Source organism: Pseudomonas grimontii (assembly GCF_007858185.1).
Taxonomy (GTDB): Bacteria; Pseudomonadota; Gammaproteobacteria; order Pseudomonadales; family Pseudomonadaceae; genus Aquipseudomonas; species Aquipseudomonas grimontii.
The window spans coordinates 51,909-71,318 of sequence record NZ_VFES01000024.1 but is presented as its reverse complement, the minus strand read 5'-3'; the positions used below and the strand labels follow the sequence as shown (position 1 = coordinate 71,318).

Annotated in this window: 17 protein-coding genes and 1 pseudogene; 7 read left to right on the top strand and 11 right to left on the bottom strand. The window is 62.5% G+C overall.

Features of this window, described 5'->3' with window-relative positions; translation table 11 throughout:
* Window positions 1-3: 3 nt before the first annotated feature.
* A complete protein-coding gene (locus FIV39_RS27800; protein WP_090405150.1) occupies window positions 4-1,161 on the bottom strand; it encodes an efflux RND transporter periplasmic adaptor subunit in 1,158 nt (385 codons plus the stop codon).
* A 229-nt stretch (window positions 1,162-1,390) separates the two neighbouring features.
* Here FIV39_RS27800 and FIV39_RS27795 point away from each other — a divergent pair, with 229 nt between their 5' ends.
* The 4 genes from FIV39_RS27795 (at window position 1,391) to FIV39_RS27780 (ending at window position 5,106) form a co-directional block, all read left to right on the top strand.
* The gene (locus FIV39_RS27795; RefSeq protein ID WP_090405147.1) at window positions 1,391-2,092 is read left to right on the top strand and encodes a response regulator transcription factor; all 702 of its coding nucleotides are present in this window, start codon (window positions 1,391-1,393) and stop codon (window positions 2,090-2,092) included.
* A gap of 3 nt (window positions 2,093-2,095) precedes the next feature.
* Window positions 2,096-3,400 (top strand): ATP-binding protein, encoded by a 1,305-nt coding sequence (locus FIV39_RS27790; RefSeq protein WP_090405144.1) that lies wholly within the window; start codon window positions 2,096-2,098, stop codon window positions 3,398-3,400.
* Window positions 3,401-3,458: 58 nt separating this feature from the next.
* On the top strand, window positions 3,459-4,238 hold the full coding sequence (locus FIV39_RS27785; RefSeq protein WP_090405141.1) for a class I SAM-dependent methyltransferase: 780 nt from the start codon (window positions 3,459-3,461) through the stop codon (window positions 4,236-4,238).
* Between the two features lie 82 nt (window positions 4,239-4,320).
* A complete protein-coding gene (locus FIV39_RS27780) occupies window positions 4,321-5,106 on the top strand; it encodes a sulfite exporter TauE/SafE family protein (protein WP_027606416.1) in 786 nt (261 codons plus the stop codon).
* A gap of 1,280 nt (window positions 5,107-6,386) precedes the next feature.
* Here the strand turns inward: FIV39_RS27780 and FIV39_RS27770 are convergent.
* Window positions 6,387-7,625, bottom strand: a complete 1,239-nt coding sequence (locus FIV39_RS27770; RefSeq protein WP_090405138.1) for an acyl-CoA dehydrogenase family protein — start codon at window positions 7,623-7,625, stop codon at window positions 6,387-6,389.
* A gap of 267 nt (window positions 7,626-7,892) precedes the next feature.
* Here FIV39_RS27770 and sfnG point away from each other — a divergent pair, with 267 nt between their 5' ends.
* The gene (gene sfnG / locus FIV39_RS27765) at window positions 7,893-8,978 is read left to right on the top strand and encodes a dimethylsulfone monooxygenase SfnG (RefSeq protein ID WP_090405135.1); all 1,086 of its coding nucleotides are present in this window, start codon (window positions 7,893-7,895) and stop codon (window positions 8,976-8,978) included.
* A gap of 200 nt (window positions 8,979-9,178) precedes the next feature.
* On the opposite strand, the gene map is transcribed toward sfnG, so the two are convergent.
* Entirely contained in the window at window positions 9,179-9,934 is a 756-nt protein-coding gene (gene map / locus FIV39_RS27760) for a type I methionyl aminopeptidase (RefSeq protein WP_090405132.1), read from the bottom strand.
* Window positions 9,934-10,134: a ParD-like family protein gene (locus FIV39_RS27755; RefSeq protein WP_027606410.1), complete on the bottom strand. Its 201-nt coding sequence runs from the start codon at window positions 10,132-10,134 to the stop codon at window positions 9,934-9,936. Before FIV39_RS27755 ends, map begins: the two co-directional genes overlap by 1 nt.
* A 271-nt stretch (window positions 10,135-10,405) precedes the next feature.
* Between FIV39_RS27755 and ilvA the strand changes: the two are divergent.
* Together ilvA and FIV39_RS27745 are read left to right on the top strand one after the other, a co-directional pair.
* Window positions 10,406-11,404 (top strand): annotated as a pseudogene (gene ilvA / locus FIV39_RS27750) (threonine ammonia-lyase, biosynthetic); the annotation flags it as partial.
* 269 nt (window positions 11,405-11,673) lie between these two features.
* Window positions 11,674-11,943, top strand: a complete 270-nt coding sequence (locus tag FIV39_RS27745; RefSeq protein ID WP_090405126.1) for a DUF1652 domain-containing protein — start codon at window positions 11,674-11,676, stop codon at window positions 11,941-11,943.
* A 61-nt stretch (window positions 11,944-12,004) separates the two neighbouring features.
* On the opposite strand, the gene FIV39_RS27740 is transcribed toward FIV39_RS27745, so the two are convergent.
* From FIV39_RS27740 to FIV39_RS27710, 7 genes are all read right to left on the bottom strand, one after another.
* On the bottom strand, window positions 12,005-12,274 hold the full coding sequence (locus FIV39_RS27740; protein WP_090405123.1) for a DUF2790 domain-containing protein: 270 nt from the start codon (window positions 12,272-12,274) through the stop codon (window positions 12,005-12,007).
* Between the two features lie 99 nt (window positions 12,275-12,373).
* Window positions 12,374-13,312 carry a carbohydrate kinase family protein gene (locus FIV39_RS27735; RefSeq protein WP_090405121.1) on the bottom strand — a complete coding sequence of 313 codons (939 nt, stop codon included), beginning with the start codon at window positions 13,310-13,312 and terminating at the stop codon, window positions 12,374-12,376.
* A gap of 12 nt (window positions 13,313-13,324) precedes the next feature.
* Entirely contained in the window at window positions 13,325-14,806 is a 1,482-nt protein-coding gene (gene xylB, locus FIV39_RS27730; protein ID WP_090410025.1) for a xylulokinase, read from the bottom strand.
* A gap of 140 nt (window positions 14,807-14,946) precedes the next feature.
* Window positions 14,947-16,428 carry a mannitol dehydrogenase family protein gene (locus FIV39_RS27725; RefSeq protein WP_090405117.1) on the bottom strand — a complete coding sequence of 494 codons (1,482 nt, stop codon included), beginning with the start codon at window positions 16,426-16,428 and terminating at the stop codon, window positions 14,947-14,949.
* Between the two features lie 18 nt (window positions 16,429-16,446).
* Complete coding sequence (locus FIV39_RS27720; protein WP_090405114.1) at window positions 16,447-17,550, bottom strand: ABC transporter ATP-binding protein; 1,104 nt, start codon at window positions 17,548-17,550, stop codon at window positions 16,447-16,449.
* 39 nt (window positions 17,551-17,589) lie between these two features.
* Window positions 17,590-18,420, bottom strand: a complete 831-nt coding sequence (locus tag FIV39_RS27715) for a carbohydrate ABC transporter permease (RefSeq protein WP_032886872.1) — start codon at window positions 18,418-18,420, stop codon at window positions 17,590-17,592.
* Between the two features lie 10 nt (window positions 18,421-18,430).
* Window positions 18,431-19,321 (bottom strand): carbohydrate ABC transporter permease, encoded by an 891-nt coding sequence (locus FIV39_RS27710; RefSeq protein WP_090410023.1) that lies wholly within the window; start codon window positions 19,319-19,321, stop codon window positions 18,431-18,433.
* Window positions 19,322-19,410 lie beyond the last annotated feature (89 nt).

Below are 19,410 nucleotides of genomic sequence, written 5' to 3'. Positions count from 1 at the left end.
TCCTTATTGGCCGGAAGCCGGGGCGAGGGGCGTCGGGCTGTCATCAACCTCGACTTTTTCACCGGGGCGCGCGTGCTGCAGGCCTTCGACGACGATACGGTCGCCGGGCTTGAGGCCGTGGCTGACCACCCAGCGGTCATTGATTACCGCGCCCAGTTCTACCGGCTGCTGGCTGACGGTCTGCTCGGCGTCGAGCAGCAGCACCATGGGGATGCCGGCGCTGTCGCGGGTGATGGCGCGTTGCGGCACGCTGATGCCTTGTTTGTCGACGGCTTGCTCCAGGCGTACCCGCACGAAGCTGCCGGGCAACAGGTCGAGGTCCGGGTTGGGGAACTCGCTGCGCAGGATGATCTGCCCGGTGCCCGGGTCGACGCTGATCTCGGCGAACAGCAACTTGCCCGGCAGCGGGTAGAGGCTGCCATCGTCCTGGATCAACGTGGCCTTGGCCTGGTCCTGGCCGACCTGCTTCAGGCTGCCGGCGCGGAAGGCGCGGCGCAGGTCGTTGAGCTCGCGGGTGGACTGGGTGAGGTCGGCGTGGATCGGGTCCAGTTGCTGGATGATCGCCAAGGGCGTGGCTTCGTTCTGGCCCACCAGTGCCCCTTCGGTCACCAGGGCGCGGCCGATGCGCCCGGAAATCGGCGCGGTCACGGTGGCGTAGCCCAGGTTTAACCTGGCGCGCTCGACGGCGGCCTTGTTGGCGGCGACTTCGGCGTTGGTCTGGCGCAGGTTGGCGCGGGCGTTGTCGTAGTCCTGGCCGCTGATGGCGTTGCCTTCCACCAGCTGGCTGTAGCGCTGCTCTTGCAGGCGCGCCTGGAACGCATTGGCCTCGGCCTTGCTCAGGTTGGCCTGGGCGCTGTCCAGGTCAGCCTTGAACGGTGCCGGGTCGATGCGAAACAACACATCGCCCTGTTTGACGTCATGGCCTTCCTTGAAGACCCGTTGCATCACCACCCCGGCCACCCGTGCGCGCACTTCGGCGATGCGCGGCGCGGCGATGCGGCCGCTCAACTCGCTGGTGATGGAGATGGGCTTGGCCTCAAGGGTTTCGATGCGCACTTTGGCCAGGGGCATTTGCGGCGCTTCGTCGGCGGAGTTGTCACAGGCACTCAGGGCCAGCGTCAGGGCCAACAGGCAAAATGGCGCAAACAGATTCTTCGACATGCTCTTATCCCAATATTGACTGGCGCATCCTAAGGGCACCTGCGCCGTGGTGCTGTGAAGCTGTGTAGGTCGTCTGTGAAGAAATGTAAGGTGCGGCGCGCGGGGCGCCGAGGGCGTATATCCTTGCACAATCCTGCAAACACTGAAGATCCAATGTGGGAAGGGGGCAAGCCTCCTCCCACATTGGATTTGTGTACGACACATCACTGTATTTTCTGGAAACACCTTCATGCCCAACATCCTCCTGGTGGAAGACGACTCTGCACTCTCCGAGCTGATTGCCAGCTACCTGGAGCGCAATGGCTACCACGTCAGCGTGCTCAGCCGTGGCGACCACGTCCGCGAACGCGCGCGCCTCAACCCGCCGGACCTGGTGATCCTCGACCTGATGCTGCCCGGCCTCGACGGCCTGCAAGTGTGCCGCCTGCTGCGCGCCGACTCGGCGGGCCTGCCGATACTGATGCTCACCGCCCGCGACGACAGCCACGACCAGGTGCTGGGCCTGGAAATGGGCGCCGACGACTATGTCACCAAACCCTGTGAGCCGCGGGTGCTGCTGGCGCGGGTGCGCACCTTGCTGCGGCGCAGCAGTCTGTCCGAGCCCCAGGTGGCCAGCGACCAGATCCTGATGGGCAACCTGTGCATCGACCTGTCGGAACGCACCGTGACCTGGCGCGAGCAGGCGGTGGAGTTGTCCAGCGGCGAATACAACCTGCTGGTGGTGCTGGCCCGGCATGCCGGCGAGGTGCTCAGCCGCGACCAGATCCTGCAACGCCTGCGCGGTATCGAGTTCAACGGCACCGACCGTTCGGTGGACGTGGCCATCTCCAAGCTGCGCCGCAAGTTCGACGACCACGCCGGTGAGGCGCGCAAGATCAAGACCGTGTGGGGCAAGGGCTACCTGTTCAGCCGTTCCGAGTGGGAATGCTGACCGATGTTTCGTGTGCTGCTACGCCTTTACCTGATCACCATCGTCACCTACAGCGCGGCGATCTTCCTGATTCCCAAGCTGGTGATCCAACTGTTCGAACACCGCTACCTGGACTACAACGTCGAGCAGTCCCGGGGCATGCAGAAGCTGATCGTCAAGCAGTACCTGCGCGCGCCGGTGGAGCGCTGGTCCCAGGTGACCGAGCAACTGGGACGTGACTTCGCGCCCCTTAAAGTGCAATTGCTGTTGCGCCAGGACGCCAGCTACAGCGCGCAGGAAGCGAAACTGCTGGAGCAGGGCAAACCCGTGATTCACCTGGGGGAGTGGGGCTGGATGGAAGACATCAGTTCGCCGCTTAACGACCAGTTCGTGGTCAAGCTCACCGTTCCGCCGGACCCGCTGGACATGAACCTGTTGTACTGGTCGATGAACGTGCTGATCGGTGCGGCGTTACTGGCCTGCCTGCTGTTCTGGCTGCGTCCGCACTGGCGCGATCTCGAACGCCTGAAAAGCACCGCCACGCAGCTGGGCAAGGGCAACCTGGCCGAGCGCACCCACATCCCCCCCAGCTCCAACATCGGCAGCCTGGCGGCGGTGTTCGATACCATGGCCGACGACATCGAACACCTGCTCAACCAGCAGCGCGACTTGCTCAATGCGGTCTCCCATGAGCTGCGCACACCGCTCACGCGCCTGGATTTCGGCCTGGCCCTGGCGCTCTCGGAAGACTTGCCAGAGGCCAGCCGCGAGCGCCTGCACGGCCTGGTTGCGCATATTCGTGAGCTGGACGAGTTGGTGTTGGAGTTGCTGTCCTACAGCCGCCTGCAAAACCCGGCGCAATTGCCGGAGCGGGTCGAAGTGGTGCTCGATGAATTTATCGACAGCGTGCTGGGCAGCGTCGATGACGAACTGGAAAACCCCGAGATCGTTATCGATGTGGCACTCGATTGCACCGTGGAGCGTTTCAGCCTCGACCCACGCCTCACCGCCCGCGCCTTGCAAAACCTGTTGCGCAATGCCACGCGTTACTGCGACAAGCGCATTCAGGTGGGCGTCAAGGTCTGCCCCAAGGGCTGTGAAATCTGGGTGGATGACGACGGCATTGGCATTCCGCTGGACCAGCGCGAGCGCATCTTCGAACCGTTCTACCGCCTCGACCGCAGCCGCGACCGCGCCACGGGCGGCTTTGGCCTGGGCCTGGCCATCAGCCGGCGCGCCATGGAAGCCCAGGGCGGCACCCTGACCGCATTGGCCTCGCCGTTGGGCGGCGCACGCTTTCGGGTGTGGTTGCCCACTGCTGCCGATTAGAAAATCCCCCTCGGAAGGCGCACACTGTGCCCCCGCTTTACCCGAGGAGAGATTGGCAATGACTGGTGTTCACGCGTCTGCTCAACAAGGTTTCTCTACCCAGGCCGTCACCTACGCCCAAGGCCGGCCGAATTATCCCAGGCAGCTCACCGGCTGGCTCACGGATGTACTCGGCGTCGATGCGCACTCATTGGTGATCGACCTGGGCGCCGGCACCGGCAAGTTCACGCGGCTGCTCAGCACCCTGGCGCCCACGTTGATCGCCGTCGAACCGGTGCAGGCCATGGGCGCGCAGTTGACCCGCCTGCTGCCGGATGTGCGCTTGGTCAACGGCACCGCCGAAGCCATCCCCCTGGAAACCGCCAGCGCTGACGCGGTGGTCTGCGCGCAAGCCTTCCACTGGTTCTCCACCCAGGCCGCGCTGGCGGAAATCCATCGCGTACTCAAGCCCGATGGGCGCCTTGGGCTGGTGTGGAGCGTGCGCGATGAATCGGTGGACTGGGTGGCGGCGATCACCGCGATCATTACGCCCTACGAGGGTGATACCCCGCGTTTTCACTCCGGGCGTTGGCGCGAAGCGTTCAACGGCGAGTACTTTTCCGACCCCGAAATGACGTGTTTCCCCTACACCCACGTAGGTAGCCCACAGGAAGTGATCATGGATCGCGTCCTCTCCGTGAGCTTTATTGCCGCGTTGCCCGAGGCTGAAAAAGCCCTTGTGACCGAGCAGTTACGTGGCTTGATCGCCACCCACCCGGCACTGAAAGACCGCGACACGGTGGCGTTTCCTTATCAGACCCAAGCGTATGTCTGTCGCCGACTGCCAGAAAAGGCATAAAGTCAGATCATATTGATATAAGTCGTTATAAGAAAAATCGCTATCCTGCGGCCAGAATTTTATAAGGCCGCAGGTAGCTTTGATGGAAGTGGGTAACTTTGGTTTTGTAATTGCGGGCCTGATCGTTGGTTTTATCGTGGGCATGACCGGTGTAGGCGGGGGCTCGTTGATGACCCCGATCCTGTTGTGGTTCGGCATCAACCCGGCCACGGCCGTGGGCACTGACCTGTTGTACGCGGCCATCACCAAATCCGGTGGCGTGCTGGTACACAGCAAGAACAAGAACATCGACTGGACCATCACCGGCTGGCTGACCCTGGGCAGTGTGCCTGCGGTATTGCTGACCCTGTGGTTCCTCGCCAGCCTGCACACCGACCCCAGCGCCATGAACGCAGTGATCAAGCAGGCCCTCGGCGTGGTGCTGCTGCTGACCGCCCTGGCGATCCTGTTCAAGCAACGCCTGTTGGCGTTCGCCCAGCGTCACGCGGGCGATCACTACCATATGAACCCGCGCAACCTGAATGCGTTGACCGTCGTGACCGGGGCGGTGCTGGGGACCATGGTGGCGCTCACCTCCATCGGCGCCGGCGCCCTCGGCACGGTCGCGTTGTTTATCCTCTACCCGTTCCTGGCCACGCGCCGCCTGGTCGGCACCGAGATCGCCCACGCCGTGCCCCTGACCCTGGTGGCGGGCCTGGGCCATGCCGGCATGGGCAATATGGACTGGCACTTGCTGGGCTTTCTGTTGATGGGGTCGCTGCCGGGCATTTACTTCGGCAGCCACATGACCGGCAAAGTCCCGGACGGCGTATTGCGCCCGTGCCTGGCGATCATGCTGATGACCATCGGCTATAAATTGGCCTTTTGAGGTGTACAAGGGTCCAAATGTGGGAGGGGCGGTGCGACGATTCGACTTGCCCCCGATGAGCATAAGTATCTACACAACTTCAGTAGGATAACGCGCAAGCAGCTGTCGAGCCTTGGCGAGGCTGCGTTTGCGGCGCGTCTGACACAACGCCAACGCAGCCTCGCCAAGGCTCGACAGCTGCGAATGCCAATCCACATCAAGGCCTCCCCCCGTAGCAGCTGCCGAGCGCAAGCGAGGCTGCGTCAGGCGCGCTGCCGATTCAAGCTCGAGTCGCGGCCGACGCAGCCTCGCCGGGGCTCGGCAGCTGCTACGAAAGCCAATCCACATCAAGGCCTCCCCCCGTAGCAACTGCCGAGCGCAAGCGAGGCTGCGTCAGGCGCGCTGCCGATTCAAGCTCGAGTCGCGGCCGACGCAGCCTCGCCGGGGCTCGGCAGCTGCTACGAATGCCAACCCCATCAAGGCCTCCCCCCGTAGCAACTGCCGAGCGCAAGCGAGGCTGCGTCAGACGCGCTACCGACTCAAGCTCGAGTCGCGGCCGACGCAGCCTCGCCGGGGCTCGGCAGCTGCTACGAATGCCAACCCCATCAAGGCCTCCTCCCGTAGCAACTGCCGAGCGCAAGCGAGGCTGCGTCAGGCGCGCTGCCGATTCAAGCTCGAGTTGCGGCCGACGCAGCCTCGCCGGGGCTCGGCAGCTGCTACGAATGCCAACCCCATCAAGGCCTCCTCCCGTAGCAGCTGCCGAGCGCAAGCGAGGCTGCGTCAGGCGCGCTGCCGATTCAAGCTCGAGTCGCGGCCAACGCAGCCTCGCCGGGGCTCGGCAGCTGCTACGGGGTTTTACGCGGTGCTGGATAAGACGGTATCTACGCAGGGGGCTCGGCTCAAGATGTGTAGATACCTATGCCCCGATGAGGGAGTGTCAGTCACTTATTTTTTTACTGACCCGGCGCTATCGGGGGCAAGTCGAATCGTCGCACCGCCCCTCCCACATTTGGATCTCCATCCAGCAGGTAGGCCTCAGCCTGCTTTTGCTCTGGCTTTTGATCTTGATCCTAGGCGCCCCGTTAAACACGCTGGCCTTCGTTCGGGTACACCGAGCCTAAGCGAGGTGCCGAGTGTTGGGGCAAGAGCCCTTTTTTACTTTTGGGGCTCTCTTTTCCAAAAGTGACCCGCCGTAAGGGCGGAACCCATATCAGCCGTTACCGCAGCAATGGATATGTACTCGCTCAAATCCAACGACATGGCCGGCCCGAAGGCCGCCACAGTTTTGAACCCGCTCAGCCTCAGGCTTTCGCCGGGCCATTGCCGATCTGCCACACAAACGGCGGCTCGGTGCCATTGATCACCCAATCCCCCACGATCCGCGCCTTGTAGATCACCGGGTTGTGTGACGACACGGTCCGTGCATTGCGCCAATGGCGGTCGAGGGACTTGCCCTGGCGCACATCCGAGGCCCCCAGTGCGTTGAACAACTCACTGGTGGCGCGCTGGATCAGTTCCGACACCACCACCTGCGCCGTGGCTGACTCGATTTCGGCGGCCACGTTGGCTTCGCGCTCGACCCCCTCATCCCCACCGAAACGCGCCAGGTACGCCCGCTGTGCCGGTACCGCAGCCCTCAGCGCGCTGGCTTCGGCGGCGTAGACCAAGGCGGCGACTTCGCCCACCACCTGCTGGATTTGTGCATCCTGGCTGACGTGCTGGGCATTGCCATGGCTGTAGATGCGCTTGCGGCTGCGCACCTGGTGGGCCACATCGCGCAAGGCGGCACGGCCGATACCGGCGAGGCTGGCCAGCAGGACAAGTTGGTAGAACGCGGTCTGGTATTTGAAGCGGGTCGCAAAGTCGATGACGTTTTCCGCCTCCACCACCGCATCGGTAAAGCGCGAGGTGCCGCTGCCGGTCGTGCGCTGGCCAAAACCGTCCCAGTCATCGCTGTGTTCCACGCCGGGTTGGCGCGCGCGAGTGGCGGCGATCACATCGCCGCCGGTGTCGCTGCGCTGGGCGTACACGTCGATCCAGTCAGAGAAAATGCTGCCGGTGCTGTAGAACTTTTCACCGTTGAGTTTCCACTGATCGCCGTCCGGACTGACCTTGGTGACAACGTCGCCGATGGCCACGGCGCCGATTTCGGTCCAGGCGCAGCCGACGATATCGCCGTCGACAAAGCGCTTGAACCACAGGTCGCGGCCGGCACTGGGCGGCGCATTCAGGCGGTCTTCGGCAAAGGCGAAATGCCCGCGCAGGGCCTGGGGTACGTTGGAGTCGGCTTCGGCCAGTTCGATCAGCAGTTCGAACAGTTGCGGCAGCGAAGCACCGCCACCGCCATATTCCACCGGCACCCGCACCGCACCGAAACCGGCTTCCTTGAGCCACTGGATCGGCTCATGGGGCAGGGCGCGGGTTTGTTCGCGTTCCACCGCGCCATCGGCGATGCGCTGGAAAATCGGACGAAAGCGTGCTGCCAGCGTGGGGTAGTCGACGCCGACGGACAGCGGGTTGATAACGTGGTGTTCGGTCATGGGCAAGGCTCCGGGGCAGTGATCGGTGCAGGGAGTGATTGCACAGTCCGTGCCGGGTCCCAGGGCCAGTGTTTACGGGAGATGCATGCTGTTTACTGTTGCCCTGGCAACAGCAAATCGACAAACCGTCGCAATCCCTGACATTGGCATGCAATGCCTTGCGGCCCCGAATACGTGTCCCAACCCCTGCGGCGCGGGCGTTTGCGCCTGCCTGGCACGCTTGCTGCTCCACCCCTCGGTACATTCCTTAATGCGAGGTACCGTTCGATGAGTCAGCAAGCCGTGAAATTTGCCTATTGGGTGCCCAACGTCAGCGGTGGGCTGGTGGTCAGCAAGATCGAACAACGCACCCACTGGGGCATCGACTACAACCGTAAACTGGCGCAATTGGCCGAAGAGGCCGGCTTCGAATACGGCCTGACCCAGATCCGCTTCACCGCCGGCTATGGCGCGGAAAATCAGCATGAATCCGTGGCGTTCAGCCATGCATTGCTGGCCGCGACCACTAAGCTCAAAGTCATCGCGGCGATCCTGCCCGGCCCGTGGCAGCCGGCGCTGGCGGCCAAGCAACTGGCGACCATCGACCAGCTCACCAATGGCCGCATTGCGGTGAACATCGTCAGTGGCTGGTTCAAGGGGGAGTTCCAGGCCATCGGCGAACACTGGCTGGAGCACGACGAGCGCTATCGCCGTTCCGAGGAATTTATCCGCGCCCTCAAAGGCATCTGGACCCAGGATGACTTTACCTTCAAGGGCGACTTCTACCGGTTCAACAACTACACCCTCAAGCCCAAGCCGTTGGGCCAGCCGGAAGTGTTCCAAGGCGGCAGTTCGCGGGCCGCGCGGGACATGGCGGCGCGGGTGTCGGACTGGTATTTCACCAACGGCAACACCCCGGAAGGCATCAAGGCCCAGGTCGACGACATTCGCACCAAGGCCGCGGCGAACAACCATTCGGTCAAAGTCGGCGTGAATGCATTCATCATCGCCCGCGACACCGAGGAAGAGGCCCGCGCCGTGCTCGCGGAGATCATCGACAAGGCCGATCCGGACGCCGTGAATGCCTTTGGCGACGCGGCCAAGCAGGCCGGCAAGGCGTCACCCGAAGGCGAGGGCAACTGGGCCAAGTCCAGCTTTGAAGACCTGGTGCAGTACAACGATGGCTTCAAGACCAACCTGATCGGCACCCCGCAGCAAATTGCCGAGCGCATCGTTGCACTCAAGGCCGTAGGCGTAGACCTGGTGCTGGCGGGCTTCCTGCACTTCCAGGAAGAAGTGGAGTACTTCGGCAAGCGTGTATTACCGCTGGTGCGCGAGCTGGAAGCCAAGGCCGGGATCAAGCAGGTGGCCTGACCAAGGGTTTTTCCAGGCGCAGGGCCGGAGTGTGGTCTGGTGAGTGGCGCCGAGTAGCAGCTGCCGAGCGCAAGCGAGGCTGCGTCAGGCGCGCTGCCGATTCAGGATCGAGTCGCGGCCGACGCAGCCTCGCCGAGGCTCGGCAGCTGCTACGGATTTGCGAGGTGCTGGATAACACGGTATCTACGGTGGTGGTTGAGTCAGTGGGATGTTTGCAAGGTCAGCACTTCAAAGCCATCCGCCGTCACCGCCACCGTATGCTCCCATTGCGCCGACAGGCTGTTGTCCTTGGTCACTACCGTCCAGCCATCTTTCAGGCTGCGCACCTTGGAGCTGCCCTGGTTGAGCATCGGTTCGATGGTAAACACCATGCCTTCGCGCAGTTCCAGCCCGGTGCCGGGCCGCCCGAAGTGGAGGATTTGCGGCTCTTCATGCATCTGCTTGCCGATGCCGTGGCCGCAGTATTCACGCACTACGCTGTAGCCATTGGCCTGTGCATGGCTCTGGATCGCATGGCCGATGTCACCCAGGCGCGCGCCGGGCTTGACCTGGCGGATTCCGGTCCACATCGCCTCAAAGGTCATGTCCACCAGGCGCCGCGCCTTGGGGGCGACGTTGCCGATCATGTACATCTTGCTGGAATCGGCGATAAAGCCGCCTTTTTCCAGGGTGATGTCGATGTTGATGATGTCGCCGTCCTTGAGGATCTCCTTGGCGCTGGGCATGCCATGGCACACCACCTCGTTGATCGAGGTGTTGATGGAGAAGGGGTAGTCGTATTGTCCGAGGCTGGCGGGGCGGGCCTGCAGATCCTTACGGATATAGGCTTCGACGGCGCTGTCCAGCTCCAGGGTGGAGCGGCCGGCGGCGACAAAACCATCGAGCATGTCGAACACCTGGGCCAGCAGGCGCCCGGATTCGCGCATCACAGCCAGTTGGGCGGCGGTCTTGATCATCAGCTGCGCCCCCGGATCAGGTCGGGCTTGTCCAGCAACAGTTTGTTGATCAACTCGTGGTAGGGCAGGCTGGGGTTCAATTCGGCGAGCAGGCCGACCTTGATCCAGAATTCGGCCTGGGCGTTGATGGAGCGGTCCATGGCCGCGCTGGCCAGACGGAGTTGTTCGTGCAGTTGGTCGCTGATCTTGACGATGCCCATGGTGTTCACTGTGAAGGGGTGGATATACAAAGCGTATATGGTTCGTATATCAATCGTAAACCCCCGTGCGCTAAATGGCGCATGGCCATTGACTTGCCCGGTCGCCTCCGGTTAATTTCGTGACATGACATTTCAAACCTTGCACAGCCAGCCAAGCATTATTACCGCCATTCCTCATATGGCGGGATAGCACACGGCTGCACCCAAACCCGCCTTAGAGGCGGGTTTTGTTTTTCCGTCTCCAGGGCCCTTCAAAAACCAGGAGACACCTATGAGCACGTGCCCCGTCCCTCACACCGCTGATACGGCATTGCTTGAACACTATGTGAAAAAGATCCTCGCCGCCCCGGTCTATGACCTGGCAGTGCGTACGCCCCTGCAAGCCGCGCCGGCGTTGTCGGCATTGCTGGGCAACCAGGTGCTGCTCAAGCGCGAAGACCTGCAACCGACCTTTTCCTTCAAGATTCGCGGCGCCTACAACAAACTGGTGCAGCTTACGGCCGAGCAGAAAGCTCGTGGTGTGGTGACGGCATCGGCGGGTAACCATGCGCAAGGCGTGGCACTGGCGGCGAAGGAGTTGGGGATCCAGGCGCGGATCGTGATGCCGTGCAGCACGCCGGAACTGAAGGTGCTGGGCGTACGCTCCCGAGGCGCCGAAGCGGTGCTGCACGGCGAGAGCTTCCCGTTTGCCCTGGCCCATGCGCTGCAACTGGCCGAGACATCCGGGTGCACGTTCGTTTCGCCCTTCGATGACCCGGATGTGATCGCCGGCCAAGGCACAGTGGCCATGGAGATCCTGCGCCAGCAACAGGGGCCGTTGGACGCGATCTTCGTGCCGGTGGGCGGCGGTGGCCTGATCGCCGGCATTGCCGCCTACGTCAAATACCTGCGGCCCGAGGTGCGCATCATCGGTGTCGAACCCGAAGGCTCCAGTTGCCTGCTCGCCGCACTACGGGCCGGGGAGCGGGTGGTGTTGCCGAGTGTCGACGGGTTTGCCGACGGCACCGCGGTCGCGCAGATCGGCGCCTATGGCTTTGAGATCTGCCGCGATTGGGTCGACGAAGTCATCACCGTCAGCAATGACGAATTGTGCAGCGCCATCAAGCTGATCTACGACGATACCCGCTCCATCACCGAGCCGTCCGGTGCGTTGGCGGTGGCGGGCATTCGCGCCTACGTCGCCCGTCACGGTCTGCGTGGGCAAACCTTGGTGGCGGTCAATTCCGGAGCGAATATCAACTTTGATAGTTTGCGACATGTTGCTGAAAGAGTCGCGGCGCAAGGCGCCGTTTAATCCGAAGTCCACGGTTAAACGTTTAATCGAAGTGGTTCGGCGATGATGCGCACGGAGCCAAATCCAGTTGAACCAAGTGATACAAAACCCTATGTCGCTTATGAGGAAAAGTTACAACGGGATCGGATTTTGCCGAGTACGCTTTGTGATTGTAAGCGTCTTCCAGGGTTGGCAAGACGTAGCAGGCACGCGCCTGCAGACCTACAACAATCGATTGGCAAGTCTCAAAAAAGGAGAGGTTGGCCATGCTTTCGGAATTAGAACTTCGCAGCATTATCGAAGGAAGTTTCCTGCCCAAACGGTGCGAATGCACCAAAGCCGAAGATGCTTCGCTGACGATCAAGGTCTATGACGACCGCGACCGTGACCGGGTGGATTTGGAAGTCAAAGGTATAAACGCTGACAAACTCGACAGCAGTCGAGCTATTTGCAACCTGATTACCGGGTTGCGTGAAGACCTGAAACACACCCATGCACCTGCTCAGCAGAGAGCCGGAGCGCGGGGTTACTACTGATCGTTGGATATGAACGGTGGGCCTGGTAAATGCCAGGCCCAATGCGGTTCATGTTCGCCCATCAATTCTGGAAATCGCAGGCTTCGGACATTTTCCGGTAGCTCACGTCTTCCACTTTGCCCGCCTTGTCCAGGAACTTGATATCCGCCTTGATGACTTTGCAGTCGTTAGTGGGGGGTTCGTTCATGGCCAGGACCTTGGCAATGTTCATCGGCATGCCGTAATGATAAGGCACGGGTTTGGCCGCCTGTGTTTGATCGTCAGCCTGGGCCAGGCCCGACACTGCAGCCAGCGCCAGGGCGCCGCCGAGCATTAGGGTACGCAGTTTCATGGTGGTGCTCCGCAAGTGGGTACACCGTCACTCTCGACTTGCGGGATTAACCATCGATTAATGTTGCCCTGGCTGACAAAACCTTCATAAACGCGGGATTCAGCCCACTTGGTGGCGATAGGGCAGGTCCGGCCCGGTCTTGCCGCAGGTCAGGGCGGCGGCGCGGATGGCGAAGCCCAGCATGGCGTCGATCTGCGCGCGGGTGAGCTGTTGCAGGCCCGCCACCGAGTCCAGCTGTTGCTCGGTCAGCCAGGCAATCAACGCGGCCTGGAAGGTATCCCCGGCGCCGACGGTATCGGCCATCACCACCTTGAGTGCCGGAGCAGACCATGTGCCGTGCTGACGGCTGAACACACTGGCACCTTCGCCGCCACGGGTCAGGAACACCAGTTGGCAACGGTGTTGCAGCCAGCCCTGCAGCACGCTTTCCGGCGACTGGCCGGGGTAGAGCAGGTGCAGGTCTTCATCGCTGACCTTGATCAGGTCGGCATGCTTGACCAGTTCGGCGACGCGGTCACGCCACAGCTGGATGTTTGGCTGCGGGTTGAGGCGCACGTTGGGGTCGAGACTGATCAGGCGCTTGCCGCTTTCGCGCTTGACCAGCGCCAGCAGGGTGTCGCCAATCGGTTGCACCACCAGTGAGAACGAGCCGACATGCAGACCGCGCACCTCATCGCCGAGGACCGGCAAATGCGCGACTTCCAGCAGCCGGTCCGCACAGCCTTCACCGCGGAAGTTGTACTGCGGTGAGCCATCGGCGCCCACAGCGACCATCGACAGGGTGGTCGGCGCGGCGAATTCCACCAGGAACTGCTGGCTGACACCTTCATCTTTGAGCACCTGCAACAAGCGTCGGCCGAGGAAGTCGGTGGACAGGCCGCCGAACAACCCGGCCTCAATGCCCAGGCGGCGCAAACCCACCGCGACGTTGAACGGTGAGCCACCGGCAATCGCCTTGTAATTGACCTTGGAGGCCAGCCCGCTGGCATCTTCCTCGCTGAAAAAATCAAACAGCGCTTCACCACACACCAGATACATAGTCGTTCGCTCTTAAAGGGTTGCCACGTGCTGTTGATAGCGTTCGTAAGCCAGTTGATAGGCGCTGACACTGGCCGCCACCGGCAGGGTACGGCTGGCCGGGTCGACGCTCACGCATTTGTCGCACAGGCTGGCCAGGGATTCGCCGGACTGGCTCCACGCCGCCTGGATCGCCGCGCCCAGGGCGGCGGCTTCGCTTTGTTCGGTGCAGATCACTTCGGTGTTCATGATATCGGCGACCATCTGCCGCCATACCGGGCTTTTCGAGCCGCCGCCGATCAGGCGGATACTCTGGCTTTGCAGGCCGGTGTGGCGCAGCAGATCGAGGCCGTAGCGCAGGCCGAAGGTGGTGCCTTCGACCACCGCGCGGCACAGGTTGGCACGGGTCAGGTTGGTCATGGTCAGCCCATGCAGGCTACCGGTGGCGTGGGGCAGGGCAGGCACGCGTTCGCCGTTGAGGAACGGCAGCATGCTGACGCCATCGGCGCCAATCGGGGCTTGCTCGACCAGCGCGTTGAAGGCGTTGAGGTCCAGTTCGAACAACTCGCGAATCACCCCGGTGGCGTTGGTCAGGTTCATCGTGCAGATCAACGGCAACCAGCCGCCGCTGGATGAGCAGAAAGTGGCGACCGACGCCTGCGGGCTTACGTTGGGCTGGTCGGCAAAGGCATACACGGTGCCGGACGAGCCCAGGCTCATGGTGATCACGCCGGGGGCGATATTGCCGGTGCCGATGGCGCCCATCATGTTGTCGCCGCCGCCGCTGGACACGATGGCATTGGGGTTGATGCCCAGGCGCTCGGCGATGGCCGGCAGGATGCTGCCGACGGTTTGATCGGCTTCGATCAACGCCGGCAGCGCAGCTTCGAGGCGGCCGCTGGGGTCTAGGTGCTTGAGCAGCGCCACATCCCAGGCGCGGGTGCGCACGTTGAAGTAACCGGTGCCCGAGGCATCGCCGTATTCGGCGACCGCGCGGCCGGTGAGCCAGTAGTTGAGGTAGTCGTGGGGCAGCAGGACATGGGCGATGCGCGCGAAGATGTCCGGGTGCTGCTCGCGGGTCCACAGCAGCTTCGACACGGTGTAGCCCGGCGCAATCGCCACGCCCAGGCGTTCCAGCGAGCCACTCTCGCCGCCCAGGTAGGCCAGCAGGCGCTCGTTCTCCGGCGCGGTTTCGGTATCGCACCACAGCTTGGCCGGGCGCAGCACCTGGCCGCTGTCATCCAGCAACACCAGCCCATGCTGCTGGCCGGACACGCCGATGCCAAGGATGGCCTGGCCGTCCACGCCGGCCTGTTGCAAGGCGCGGTGGGTGGCTTCGGTAAAGGCATCCAGCCATTCCTGGGGGTGCTGCTCGCGACGGCCATTGGCGCCGCTGATCAGGGTGTGCGCGGCGGCGCCCAGGCCCAGCACCTTGCCGCTGGAGGTGTCGAGGACGATGGCCTTGGTGCCTTGGGTGCCACAGTCGATGCCGAGGAACAGGTTTTGCTGGGTCATGATGGTGTGCTCAGCGGTGTTATTTTTTTGGATTGGCAACCCGGTCCAGTGTGGGAGGGGGCTTGCCCCCGTTGGCAGTGCGTCAGTGAAGGGTATTTGACTGACACACCTTCATCGGGGGCAAGCCCCCTCCCACAGTTTTAAGCCGGTTTCTTCAGGAGGTTCTGTAGGGTAGTGGTGACGCCGTTATCCCGCAGGCTCCCATAGCACCGCTCGAACGCTGCCACAAACTCAGGCGAGTTGGGAATAGCCATCCCGAAAATCTCTTCCACCCCCAGCAACCGCTGGCTGATCAGTGCATCGTCACTCACCAGCCCCTGGCAGAACGCCGCGCGCGGATCCGGGATCTTGTAGCTCACCCCATTCTCATCCACGCCCTTCAAATACAGGGCCCACGCCGCGACGACCAGTGCCGCGCGCTCGGTCTCGCGGCCATCGGCAATCAGGCGATTGATGGTCGGCACGGTGAACTTGGGAAACTTCGACGAGCCATCCGAACACACCCGTTCCAACTGGTCGGCAATCGCCTGGTTGGAGAAGCGGTCCACCAGGGTCTGCTTGTAGTCGCTCAGGTTGATGCCCGGTACCGGCGCCAGGTGTGGGGTGACGTCGAGGTCCATGTAGGCGCGCATGTAGGCCACGAACAGCGGATCGTTCATGGTCTCGTGCACAAACCGATAGCCTTTGAGAAAGCCCAGGTACGTCAAGGCCAGGTGGCTGCCGTTGAGCAAGCCGATCTTCATTTCCTCATAGGGCGTCACGTCGTCGGTGAACTGCACGCCGACCTTTTCCCACGCCGGGCGGCCGTTGACGAATTTGTCTTCCAGCACCCACTGCACAAAGGGTTCGCAAACCACTGGCCAGGCATCGTCGATGCCGTGTTCGTCGTGCAGTTGCAGGCGGTGGGCGGTGCTGGTCATCGGTGTGATGCGGTCGACCATGGCGTTCGGGAAGCTCACATTGGCCTTGATCCAGTCATGCAGCTCGGCATTGTGCAGGGCGGCGAAGGCCAGCAGTGCCTTGCGCGTGACGGCGCCGTTGTGCGGCAGGTTATCGCAGGACATCACGGTAAACGCCGGGATGCCGGCCGCGCGGCGCTGGGTCAAGGCCGCACAGATAAAGCCGAACACGGTTTTCGGCGCGCTCGGGTGCGCCAGGTCATGCTGGATCTGCGGCAGGTGGGCCATGAACTCGCCGTTGCTGTCATCGATGCAGTAGCCGCCTTCGGTGATGGTCAGCGAGACGATGCGAATCTCGGGGCTGGCCAGTTTATCGATCAACGCCTGGGCGCTGTCTTCGGCCAACAGCATGTCGCTGATCGAGCCGATCACGCGCACTTCGGTGTCGTCGGTGTCGCCCAGCTCATAGAGGGTGAACAGGTAGTCCTGGCCGGCCAGGTCGTCGCGGGCCTTGCGGTCTTCGGCACGCAGGCCGACGCCGCAGATGCTCCAGTCCAGGCCCTCGCCGGTATTCATCAGCGCATCGGTGTAGTACGCCTGGTGCGCACGGTGGAAGCCGCCGACGCCGATATGGGCGATGCCCTGGGAGGTACTTGCAATGGCGTAGGCCGGCAGTTTGATTTCCGGCGCCAACTGGGTGAGGTTGTGTTTATTCAGTTTCATAACGTAATACTCGCGAAATCAGGCGGCAGCGCGCAGTGGGCGGGCCACGGCAACACCGTCGGTGTCGAACAGATGGCAGTGTGCCGGGTCCAGGTGCAGGTGCAGCGTCTCGCCATACTGGCTGGCCATGTCGCCGCGAATCCGCATGGTCAGCGGCTCGCCGTTCGAGGTGATGACATGGCAGAAAGTGTCGCTGCCCAGGCGCTCGCCGACGTCGGCGGTGACGGTCAGGGTGGTTTGCCCAGGCGATGCGATTTCCAGGTGCTCCGGACGAATGCCCAGGGTCACCGCGCTGCCCACGCTCAAGCTGGCGCCGCTCAACGGCAGGCTGATCAGGGTGCCGGCGTCCAGTTGTACCTCACAGCCCTGGCCTTCGACACGGGTGACCTTGCCCTTGAGGAAGCCCATTTTCGGTGTACCGAGAAAGCCCGCCACAAACAGGTTGGCCGGCTGGTGGTACAGCTCCAGCGGCGAGCCGACCTGTTCGATGCGGCCGCTGTTGAGCACCACTACCTTGTCGGCCAGGGTCATGGCTTCGACCTGGTCATGGGTCACGTAGATCATGGTTGCTTGCAGCTCTTTGTGCAGGCGCGCCAGTTCCAGGCGCATCTGTACGCGCAGGGCGGCGTCGAGGTTGGACAGCGGTTCGTCAAACAGGAAGATCTTCGGGTTGCGCACAATGGCGCGGCCAATCGCCACGCGCTGGCGCTGGCCACCGGAGAGTTGCTTGGGCTTGCGCTCCAGCAACGGCCCCAGTTCGAGGATGCGCGCCGCTTCGTTGACCTTGCTCTCCACCAGCTTCTTGTCGACGCCGGCCAGGTCCAGGGCAAACGACATGTTCTTGCGCACGCTCATGTGCGGGTACAGGGCGTAGGTCTGGAACACCATCGCCAGGTCGCGCTTGGCCGGGGTGACTTCGGTGATGTCGCGGCCATCCAGTTCGATGGTGCCTTCGCTCACTTCTTCGAGGCCGGCGATCAGGCGCAGCAGGGTGGATTTACCGCAGCCCGAGGGGCCGACGAAGACCACGAATTCCTTGTCGTTCACTTCCAGGTCGATGCCCTTGATGATCGAGAAACCTTCGAAGCCTTTTTGCAGATTCTTGATTTTCAGGTTGGCCATGGGATGGGCCTCCACTTTGAAATTTTTATTGAAAGGCCGTTATTTCACGGCGCCGAAGGACAAACCGCGCACCAGCTGTTTCTGGCTGATCCAGCCAAAGATCAGGATCGGCGCGCAGGCCAGGGTCGAGACGGCAGACAATTTGGCCCAGAACAAGCCTTCGGGGCTGGAGTAGGAGGCGATCAGCGCGGTCAAGGGCGCGGCGTTGGACGAGGTCAGGTTCAACGACCAGAAGGCCTCGTTCCAGCACAGGATCAGCGACAGCAGCACCGTGGAGGCCAGACCGCCCTTGGCGATCGGCAGCAGCACCCGGACCATTTCCTGCCACAGCGTGGCACCGTCCAGGCGCGCGGCCTCGAGGATGTCCTTGGGGATGTCCTTGAAGTAGGTGTAAACCATCCAGACCACGATCGGCAGGTTGATCAGGGTGTAGATGATGATCAGCGCGATGCGCGTGTCCAGCAGGCCAAAGCTCTTGGCCAGCAGGTAGATCGGCATCAGCACGCCCACCGGCGGCAGCATCTTGGTGGAGAGCATCCACAGCAACGTGCCCTTGGTGCGTTTGGTTTCATAGAACGCCATGGAGTAGGCCGCCGGCACCGAGATCAGCAGGCACAGGGCGGTGGCGCTGAATGAAATCAGCACCGAGTTCCACGCATAGCTGAAGTAGTTGCTGCGCTCGTTGATGTGCAGGTAGTTCTCCAGCGTCGGCGTGAAGATGAACTGCGGCGGCGTGGCGAACGCGTCGATTTCGGTCTTGAAGCTGGTCAGCACCATCCAGAAGATCGGGAAGAAGATCAGGATCGCAATGGCCCAGGCCAGGGTGCCGAGCAACAGGCTTTGCAGGCGGCGGGATTGTTGAAGCGTCATGGCGCGGCCCTCAAGGCTTGTCAGTCAGGTTTTTGCCGATCATCCGCACCAGGATGATCGCCGCGATATTGGCGATGACCACGGCAATCAAGCCGCCGGCTGAGGCCATGCCCACGTCGAACTGCACCAGCGCCTGGTTGTAGATCAGGTAGGCGAGGTTGGTCGACGCGTAGCCGGGGCCACCGTTGGTGGTGGTGAAGATTTCGGCGAACACCGAGAGCAGGAAGATCGTTTCGATCATCACCACCACGGCAATCGGGCGGGCCAGGTGGGGCAGGGTCAGGTGCCAGAAAATCGCGATGGCACCGGCACCGTCCAGGCGCGCGGCTTCCTTTTGTTCCTGGTCGAGGGACTGCATGGCGGTCATCAGCAGCAGGATCGCGAACGGCAGCCATTGCCACGACACAATGATGATGATCGACAGCAACGGATAGTGCGCCAGCCAGTCCACGGGCTCGGCGCCGAAGAACTTCCACACGGCCGCGAGAATCCCCGACACCGGGTGGAAAATCAGGTTCTTCCAGATCAGCGCACCGACGGTGGGCATGATGAAGAACGGCGAAATCAACAGCACCCGGACGATGCCACGCCCCAGGAACTCACTGGCCTCCAGCAGGGCACTGATCAACACGCCGAACACCACGCTGATCAGCAGCACACTGCCCACCAGCAACAAGGTATTGGTGGCGCCGGGCAGGAAGCCCGAGTCGGTGATGAAGTAGGTGAAGTTCTCCAGCCCCACGAATTGGTTCTCGCCGGGGTAGAGCAGGTTGTAGCGGATCAGCGAAAAGTACAGGGTCATGCCCAGCGGCACGATCATCCACAGCAGCAGCATGGCGACCGAAGGCGTGACGAGGAACCAGCCGGGGTTGGCCAGGCGGTTTTTGCGTGGTGTATTCATGATAATCAAGGCCATTGCGCAGCGAGGATCGGAGTGCGGTCAGTGTGGGAGGGGGCAAGCCCCTCCCACATTTGACTGTGGTGAGACCC